General features: G+C 63.8%; 10 protein-coding genes and 1 riboswitch. Of the genes, 4 read left to right on the top strand and 6 right to left on the bottom strand.

Translation table 11 applies throughout. The annotated features are described in order from the left end of the window. Positions 1-1,148 precede the first annotated feature (1,148 nt). On the bottom strand, positions 1,149-1,526 hold the full coding sequence (locus tag Q7514_RS17340) for a HicB family toxin-antitoxin system (protein WP_330134519.1): 378 nt from the start codon (positions 1,524-1,526) through the stop codon (positions 1,149-1,151). Between the two features lie 171 nt (positions 1,527-1,697). Continuing rightward, positions 1,698-2,576, bottom strand: coding sequence for a replication protein (locus tag Q7514_RS17335; protein ID WP_330134518.1), 879 nt, complete (start codon positions 2,574-2,576; stop codon positions 1,698-1,700). A 330-nt stretch (positions 2,577-2,906) separates the two neighbouring features. On the opposite strand from Q7514_RS17335, the gene Q7514_RS17330 reads away from it, so the two are divergent. Beyond that, positions 2,907-3,530, top strand: a complete 624-nt coding sequence (locus tag Q7514_RS17330; RefSeq protein ID WP_330134517.1) for a YdcF family protein — start codon at positions 2,907-2,909, stop codon at positions 3,528-3,530. Positions 3,531-3,535: 5 nt separating this feature from the next. Here the strand turns inward: Q7514_RS17330 and Q7514_RS17325 are convergent, their stop codons facing one another. Next, positions 3,536-3,730 carry a hypothetical protein gene (locus Q7514_RS17325; RefSeq protein WP_408016115.1) on the bottom strand — a complete coding sequence of 65 codons (195 nt, stop codon included), beginning with the start codon at positions 3,728-3,730 and terminating at the stop codon, positions 3,536-3,538. A 117-nt stretch (positions 3,731-3,847) separates the two neighbouring features. After that, positions 3,848-4,321 carry a general stress protein gene (locus Q7514_RS17320; RefSeq protein ID WP_330134515.1) on the bottom strand — a complete coding sequence of 158 codons (474 nt, stop codon included), beginning with the start codon at positions 4,319-4,321 and terminating at the stop codon, positions 3,848-3,850. 139 nt (positions 4,322-4,460) lie between these two features. Here Q7514_RS17320 and Q7514_RS17315 point away from each other — a divergent pair, with 139 nt between their 5' ends. Together Q7514_RS17315 and Q7514_RS17310 are read left to right on the top strand one after the other, a co-directional pair. Next, positions 4,461-5,072 (top strand): TetR/AcrR family transcriptional regulator, encoded by a 612-nt coding sequence (locus tag Q7514_RS17315; RefSeq protein ID WP_330134514.1) that lies wholly within the window; start codon positions 4,461-4,463, stop codon positions 5,070-5,072. A 25-nt stretch (positions 5,073-5,097) separates the two neighbouring features. Beyond that, the gene (locus tag Q7514_RS17310) at positions 5,098-5,943 is read left to right on the top strand and encodes a ribokinase (protein ID WP_330134513.1); all 846 of its coding nucleotides are present in this window, start codon (positions 5,098-5,100) and stop codon (positions 5,941-5,943) included. A gap of 117 nt (positions 5,944-6,060) precedes the next feature. Here Q7514_RS17310 and Q7514_RS17305 read toward each other — a convergent pair whose 3' ends face one another. Then, the gene (locus tag Q7514_RS17305; RefSeq protein WP_330134512.1) at positions 6,061-6,891 is read right to left on the bottom strand and encodes an ABC transporter; all 831 of its coding nucleotides are present in this window, start codon (positions 6,889-6,891) and stop codon (positions 6,061-6,063) included. A gap of 42 nt (positions 6,892-6,933) precedes the next feature. Beyond that, positions 6,934-7,248, bottom strand: coding sequence for a DMT family transporter (locus Q7514_RS17300; protein ID WP_330134511.1), 315 nt, complete (start codon positions 7,246-7,248; stop codon positions 6,934-6,936). Positions 7,249-7,258: 10 nt separating this feature from the next. After that, a riboswitch (guanidine-III (ykkC-III) riboswitch) is annotated at positions 7,259-7,324 on the bottom strand. 127 nt (positions 7,325-7,451) lie between these two features. Here Q7514_RS17300 and Q7514_RS17295 point away from each other — a divergent pair. Then, positions 7,452-8,156 carry a response regulator transcription factor gene (locus Q7514_RS17295; RefSeq protein WP_330134510.1) on the top strand — a complete coding sequence of 235 codons (705 nt, stop codon included), beginning with the start codon at positions 7,452-7,454 and terminating at the stop codon, positions 8,154-8,156. The last annotated feature ends 14 nt before the right edge of the window (positions 8,157-8,170 follow it).

Genomic DNA, 8,170 nt, shown 5'->3' with positions numbered 1-8,170 from the left:
TCCTGTAGAACAACCCGGCCATTAAATTCGCAGCTCAGCGTCTATATGAGTGGTCAATTCAGACGGATCGTCGTGGCCCAAAATGGTGGAGTTCATGAATTCGCATGTTCTACGACTCGTGACCCTCCTTGCCAGATAACTGATACTATCTAGCAATTCCAGGTCGAGGTGGGCGCTGTCCCCCAGGCTCGGGCAACCGGTATGTGCGCCACGCATGGGATGACCGTACGGACAGCGGACTGATGTATACGCCGCGGTGAGACTCTCCGGCGGGCCTGTCTGCGGGACTGTCCAAGGCGAATCCGTGCCGTTGATGGAATGTCTTTGTGACGGTGCTGGCAGCGAATGCGCAGCCGGTCTATGGTCCTACGGTACGTGCCGAACCATCGTGCCTTCAGCTCTGGATAAGTCTGGGGCAGAGTCGAATTCGCTCAACTTGACGTAGTCTGAATTATCGAAATCCTAGCGCCGTCCAGAACTGCTGCAACCCAAAAGGTTTGAGTGATGATAGAGCCGATTTGTGGCTCGGCTCGACGTCGAGGCGCTACGCGGGTGCCCCTGATTGTGTAGGGTCGGCATATGGCCTTTTGACGATCTCGTCAACCCGGATCGCCAGCCAGTCAACCATGACTGCATCTCTTGGCAGACGAGGTGCCGCTTGTCGTGCTCGAGTCCGACCGGCCGTCGCGTGTAATTCGGTCACCCTTGCGGACCACGCGCCCAGATTCTCAGATTGCATTCGATTTACCCGCTGGCAGCGGCAGAACGAACTTGCGATGGACGCTGCTGGTCGAGCCCACCAGCGTCCGAGGACCAGCAGTTCCGCCACATGTGTCAACGCATCGGAGCCTTGATCAACGCCAAGCTGCGCTACAAGTATGGACAACGGACCGTCAGATCAAGAATCGAGCCATGACCGGCATTCACGAGACGTCCTGTGGGGACAACTCTTCATGGAACGCCGATAAGCTCATGAACCAATGTCGCACGGCTGGCGCCCTCGCTGCCAGCCGGTGTCTCGGATGGGGGTGCCGCAACTCCAGATCCGGGAATTGCACGCGGAGGGTGCGGTGGTCAGGACCGCCCTATTGCTATCCCGACCCAGTGACGTACTGCGCCTCACCGCATTCGACTGCAGGCGGTGTGGGTCACGAGTTCACGAGTTGGCTGGCTCGTTGGAATGTGACGCCGAGGATCGCGCCGATATCGCGGACGGGGACGCCCTGTTCGGCCAGGTCGTGGGCGAGCGCTTTGGCTTCAGCAAGGGCGCGGGCCTCGAGGCGGGCAGCCTCGGCACGGTCGATGCGGATTCTGTCGGCGCGCTCACTGGCGGGGACGCCCTCGACGTCAAGGTGCATGGTCACGGTGTTGTCCTCGATGCGAGTGTCGGTGGTGACTGCGATGTAGTCGCGAGCCATCTGTTCGGCTTCGCTGATACGGCGGGCCTGGGTGAGTCCGTCCAGTGCAGGGATTGAGACCATCCACCACTTGCCGTCGCGGGTCACCTCGACTTTGTAGTGCGTCATCTGTTCTTGTCCTCGAGCTCTGGTGAGGGGGGATCCCCTGGGGCCACGGCTGGTGCTTGCTAGTACAGTCCATCCTTCTGGACTGTTTCCAGTCTAGTGCGGTAGACGAAAGTTGGTGCGCGTGTATGCACCCCAGCGCATCGAGATACCGAATTCGGCGCCCGTCGCGCATCACGCGGCACGTCGGCACTCGCAGCGGCCGACAATCTCGTATTCGTCGTCCTCGACCCACCCGTTCACACACTTGCGACAGGAACTCGATCGAGGCAGCGAACGGTGGACCGGCAGGGACCTCCACAGGCGGATCCAGCCGTGGACGTGCATCGTCGGGTTCGCGGGCCGGTGCGCGCGGGTGGCGGCCTCGACGAGCGCGTCGATGCCGTGAATCTGGATCATCGCGGTGATCTCGCGCTTCTGCTCGACCTTGATCCGCGCGTAGGACGCCGGCAGGCCCGCGGCGAGGGTCGCGGCTTCGAGTGTGGTGACGAGCGCGTGGGATTCGTCGACGACAGCGTGCGTCGTCTTGTCGAGACCTTCTGCCGCTGACGACAACGACGTGGATTGCGCTGTGCCGGCACCGGGCGGTGCGATCGTGCGCGCGTCGTTGTCGTTGGTTTCAGTACTTGATGATCGGTCCTTTGTAAGAGCGCCCGCTTTTCCGTCGGCCGCGCTACCGGAATCCGATTTCCTGGGCGTCGGATCGGGAGGCGTGATTCCGGTTGCCCGAGGCTCTTCGTAGATGGTCTGGATGGTCGACCAGCGGCCGAGCTCGTCCTGGACCTTCTCGCGGACGAGATAGCCGTGCTCGGCGAGTTCGCGCATCGCGGTGCGGATCGCTTCGCGGCCTTCGCGTGGGGACTGTCCGGCGATGGCGTCGGAGCGGATGCTCCAGTCGTGGGGCTTGGAGAGAAGCCAGATCAGCACCGCTCGTGCGCGGAAGCTGAGACGCTCATCGTTGATGAGAGCGTTGGAGAGGATGGTGAAGTTGTCGGCCAGACGTGGCCCACGACGGATACCACCCGTGCTGTGAACATGGGTATGCTCGGTCACTGTTCGACTCCTGTTTAGTCGGACACCCGCCCGTCGCGAGGGCCTAATCTCGCGGCGGGCCTTTTCATTTGTGGACGAACTCTGGCATATGCGGGTCGGGTTTGTCTACGCTCCGGATGCTCACCCTGGACTCACAGACCGTGCTCGACAGCGAATCTCGGGAACCGAAGTTTGTCCGCATCGTCCTTCTTGTGTTGTCGAATTTCCTCAGATTTCAGCACGGGCATGGTGATCGTCTCTGACGGTCCAGCTGCGTTGCGTGTAGGTGCCGGTCGATATGGCACAGTGCGGCGCAGCCGGAATCCGACCACGCCTGGATGGGAGACGTGCATGAGAGTTGTTCGACGGACGGTGCTCGCGGCCACAGTGGCAGCGACGGCCACGCTCGGACTTTCGACAGGGCAGGCAGCCGCAACACCTTCGGTGGACACGATCGTCAACGGAATCCTGTCGATCACACCGCTTTGCCAGGGCACGATCGACGAGTTGATCATCGCTTGCACCGAGCTGGAGAAGCTCACTCCTCGCTTTCCGGTGATGCTCGATATGAATCCGATCGGTACCCATCTGGTGGTTCTCGGTGCGGGCCTGACCGAGGACGGCAAGATTCAGCCTGTGCTCGAGCAACGACTCGAAGCGGCTCTCCGCGCGGCGGAGCGCTATCCGACGGCACCCATCGTCGTCACCGGGGGAGTGCCGCGTGACGGCATCACCGAGGCCGGGGCCATGAAGGAGTGGCTGGTATCGCGGGGTATTCCGCCCGAGCGGATCATCGAAGAACCCGAGTCGACCTCCACCGTGGAGAACGCGCGATTCACCAACGACGTCCTGCTCGAACGTCGGGCAACGGGAGCTGTGCTGGTCACCAACCGTGACCACCTCGAGCGTGCGATGATCAATTTCCGTCAGGCCGTCGACGCCAGGATTCCGGTGGCGGGCATCGTCGCTGCCTGAGCCGGTCAGGCGGGGGCGACTTCCAGATCGTCGTCGTCGACGAATACGAGACGGCCGTCGTCGAGCGCGACCGCCCACCGTCGGATCGGTGCCCAGTCGCGCCCGAGGTCTGCGCCCACTACCTGCTGGGTACTGCCGTAATCCTCCACGATCTTGCCGGGTATCGATCGCGTCTCGGCAACCCCCGCTCTGACGATCACGGCAGTACCCACTGACAACTGCGGCGATGAATTCGACGTCGGACCGGCCATATTCGGATCATGCCATCTCGAGGCGGGCTTGTCGGGGCGAAAGCGCGTACTCGAGCGGCAATGGAATCACCGTAGCGCGAGTTTCTCCCGTGCTTGGGCGGCGAAATCCTGCTCGACCATCAGGTCGTATCGGTTGGCCTCGATGCTCTTGCGCGAGATGAAGTCGCGCCGGCCACCTGTGCTGTAGTGGGCGACGAAGCCGAGTGCGCCGCCCCACAGTGCCCCGAATGCGATGCCGACGAAGATGGGGCCGGCGACGGTGCTCGCAGGAAGGAAAACGGCGAGTAGAAGTCCGAACAGCAGGCCCGTCCACACGCCCACACCCGCACCTTTGGCGGTGGAGAGTGCCGTGGTCATCCGGCCTTCGACTTGTTCGACCGTGGTGACGCCCTGGCCCACGACCCGTAGGTACTCGACGGGGAATCCTTCGTCGGACAGGTGGTCGATCGCGCGTTCCACTGCGTCGTATGTGCGATAGCTCTCGAGAAGTGTCTCCGAATCGAAGTTGTATCCCGGAGTCGGTGCATAGATCTCTGTCATGCGCAGCCCCTCAAAACTGAATAATTGGAAAAACGATACGCTCAGCGTAGCGTATCGTTTCGTAGTGTTTGATTTCGGGGTGTGTTCTTCCGCAGACTCGATGCAGATGCGGGGAACACTCGCCCTAGGAGGGATGGACATGGTTGTCGATGCCGACGTGGAACCCGCGTCCGTATCGCCGCGACGTTCCGTCAAGTCGCGCGCCGGAACGGACTCGAGAATTCTGGGTGCGGTGCTCGCGATCCTGCGCGCTCACGGCCCGAACCGTGTCACCGTGGAGTCCGTCGCCGCATTGTCCGGTGTCGCGAAGACCACCATCTACCGTCGGTATGCCAACCGCGACGAACTGGTGGAGGCAGCGCTCGACTCGCAGTCCGCGGCTCCGCGCATGCCCGACGGGCTCTGCGTGTACGACAGGGTGAAGTGGACCCTCGACCTGCTCCGAGTGGCCCTGTCGAGCGATATCGGTATGGGCAGCGTCAGCGCGGTCCTGACCGACCAGGACCCCGACTTCACCGAATCGTTCCGCGACATCATCAACAGTCGCAGTCAGGTCGCGGCCGAGGTTCTCCGCGCCGCCGTCGAGGCCGGCGCACTCCGCGCGGACCTCGATATCGACACCGCGGTGTCCACGCTCGTCGGGTCGTATCTCGGCGCATATCTGCGACACGGACGGGTCGACGAGACGTGGGCCGACGAAGTGGTGCACATGGTGTGCCCCGGGCTCGAGCGGGGCAGTGCAGCAGACTGACGCCGGCGTGCCACAGGAGTGCATCGTGGCCGTCGTCGGATCTCTCAACCTCGACCTCACTGCGCTCGTGACGCGTGCCCCGGACGACGGGGAGACGGTACTGGGCCGGAGTCTGTCGACCCATCCCGGCGGAAAAGGTGCCAATCAAGCGATCGGATCTGCCCGGCTCGCCCCGACGGCGATCATCGGCGCTGTCGGACACGATGATGCCGCCCACGTCCTGCGCGCTGCTCAGCGATCAGCGGGTGTCGACACGCGCCACCTGACCGATCTCGACGCCGCGACAGGTCGCGCCATCGTCGTTCTCGCCGAGGACGGAAGCAACAGGATCATCGTGATCGGCGGTGCGAACGGACTCCTCGACCCGGAGTACGTCACCGAAGCGCTCGATGAGCTGGATCCGGCTGTCGTCCTCACTCAGCTCGAACTCCCACCACCGGTGACGCACGCTGTGGCGTCATGGGCTCGTGCTCGACAGCGCAGGTTCGTGCTCAATCCCAGCCCCACCGCTCCGGTCGCGCCCGAAATCCTCCAGGTGGCCGACCCGCTCGTCGTCAACGAACACGAGGCGGAGTACTACGCGAACACCGACCCGGGCACCGACATCGACCGCGTCATGGCGCGGCTCCTCGGACGGGTTTCCGCAGTCGTGGTGACCCGGGGAGGCGACGACATCGTGATCGGGACGAAGGACGGTATCGAGCGCATTCCGGTCCCGCACGTGGCCGTGATCGACACGACCGGTGCAGGCGACCATTTCGCGGGCACCCTTGCGGCCCTGCTCGGCACCGGTGTGTCGTTACGTGATGCAGTGGTGCGGGCCGGTGCCGACGCGGCAAAGCTGGTCGCGACGCGGCGAGAGGATCGCTGAGGCCCTCGATGCGTTTGCCGCACATATAGACAGAAGCGTCCTTCCGAAAAGGTTGCTTCTGTCTATATGTGACGCGGAACCGTGACACGACGTGCACAATGGTCGAATCGTTCCTGGTCAGGGAGGCGGGAGGATCTCGCCCTTACTGCTGCGCAACCAACGGCCCGGGAGTTTGCCCGCGAGGTCGCCGAGCGGGCCCACAGCGCCGCGCAGCAGCTCGACGGTTTCCTGCAGGGTGTCGACGCTCGCGTTCATCCTGATGATGCCCGGAGTGAGGCTTGCGAGGGTCTCGGACAGCGACACGATCTGATCGAGCGGGCCACCCTCGGCGAGCAATCGCTCGAGCGCGCCGCGCTCGGACAGCAGCACGTCGAGCGTGCCGCCTTCGGCGAGTGCGCGTTCCATGACCCCGCCGGGGCGGAGTGCAGTATCGACCAGACCGCCGGGCGCAGTGAGACGCTCGACCGCGCCGTCCTGTGCCAGCAGTCGTTCGAGTGGGCCGTCGGGCGCGGTGATGCGGTCGAGGAGTCCACCCTCGGACAGGAGTCGGTCCAGAGCTCCGTCGTCGGCGAGCACCCGGTCGAGCGCGCCACCGGGAACGGTCAGTCGGTCGAGCGCTCCTCCCGGCTCGAGGAGGCGTTCGAGGGGGCCGCCGGGGGCAGTGAGCCGATCCACCGGACCACCGGCCGCGAGGAGCCGGTCGAGTGGACCGCCAGGGCGGAGGGCCTGCCCGAGCCCGCGATCGTCCGCGGTCAACCGCGACACCTGCTGCAGTAACCCGATCGAGTCTCGGGTGTCGTTCAGTCCGACCGCGCCCAGCGCCGAATAGGTCGCCGGCGACACCGCGATACGTATCGTGCCGATGACCGTTTCGGCGACGAGCAGCGCGGAATCTGCCGCGGCCAGACCGACTCGCAGCGGCATCGAGAACGCGGACCCCAATTTCACGGGTTCACTGTAACCCGAGACACACAGGAATCACGCCGGTGATCAGTGCAGGATCTTCAGGCCCACCACACATGCGACGATTCCGACGATCAAGAGAATCTTGACGACCGATGCGGCTTCGGTGCCCGTGACCATTGCATAACCGACGGTCAGCGCCGCGCCGATGCCGACCCAGATCGCGTACGCCGTGCCGACGGGGAGGGTGCGCATTGCATAGGCCAGTCCGGCCATGCTCAATGTCAGCGCAACGAGGAAGACGATGCTGGGGTTGAGTCGGGTGAAACCTGCCGACTTACCCAATGCTGTGGCCCATACCGCTTCGAGGACCCCGGACACTACAAGGACGATCCATGCCATGACGACAACTCCTGCACCGTCTTGTCGCTGGCCGGGTACGGTGCGCTCGTCCGGGAGACCGGCATGCGGTCACCATCGCTCCAGGCTAGGAAACGAGGTCGCCGGCGGCAAGGGTCCGGTGGGCAAGCTCACCGCATTCGGCTCCCAGGAAGTTCACAGCGAACGTCCAGCGGGACTCCAGGGGCGGACGCGACAATATGCACGTGACAGACAAGCCCGAAGCCCGCATCCTGATCGTCGACGACGAGCCGACCATCGTCGAACTGCTGTCGGTGAGCCTGAAGTTCCAGGGGTTCGAGATCGAGACTGCCTCGAGCGGCACGGAAGGCCTCGACAAAGCCCGCCGCTTCCGTCCCGATGCGGTGATCCTCGACGTCATGATGCCCGGCATGGACGGGTTCGGGATGTTGCGGCGTCTGCGCGCCGACGGCATAGACGCACCGGTCCTCTTTCTCACCGCAAAAGATGCTGTCGAGGACAAGGTGTCCGGGCTGACACTCGGAGCCGACGACTACGTGACCAAGCCCTTCAGCCTCGAAGAGGTCATCGCACGGTTGCGCACGATCCTGCGCCGCGCGGGAAAGGTGTCGGAGTCCGAGCGATCGGCCCGCATCACGTTCGCCGACGTCGAACTCGACGACGACACCCATGAGGTGTTCAAAGCGGGACAGCCGGTCTCGCTGTCTCCCACCGAATTCACGCTGCTGCGCTACTTCATGGTCAACGCGGGCACGGTGCTGAGCAAACCCCGGATCCTGGAACACGTGTGGAACTACGACTTCGGGGGAGAGGTGGGTGTCGTGGAGTCGTACGTATCGTATCTGCGACGCAAGATCGACACCGGTGACACTCCGCTGATCCATACCTTGCGGGGCGTCGGTTACGTGATGCGTGAGCCCAGGGCGTGAGCACCCGGACTGCC

The sequence above is a fragment of the Rhodococcus artemisiae genome (assembly GCF_036327795.1).
GTDB classification, from domain to species: Bacteria; Actinomycetota; Actinomycetes; order Mycobacteriales; family Mycobacteriaceae; genus Rhodococcus; species Rhodococcus artemisiae.
Note: the sequence above shows the minus strand (reverse complement) of the source record. Positions and strands in the feature narration are given on the sequence as shown.

Coding starts and splice junctions, on each gene's coding strand:
- Q7514_RS17300 (WP_330134511.1), bottom strand. CDS start 7,248: ATGGCATGGATCGTCCTTGTAGTGTCCGGGGTCCTCGAAGCGGTATGG.
- Q7514_RS17315 (WP_330134514.1), top strand. CDS start 4,461: ATGGTTGTCGATGCCGACGTGGAACCCGCGTCCGTATCGCCGCGACGT.
- Q7514_RS17330 (WP_330134517.1), top strand. CDS start 2,907: ATGAGAGTTGTTCGACGGACGGTGCTCGCGGCCACAGTGGCAGCGACG.
- Q7514_RS17340 (WP_330134519.1), bottom strand. CDS start 1,526: ATGACGCACTACAAAGTCGAGGTGACCCGCGACGGCAAGTGGTGGATG.
- Q7514_RS17320 (WP_330134515.1), bottom strand. CDS start 4,321: ATGACAGAGATCTATGCACCGACTCCGGGATACAACTTCGATTCGGAG.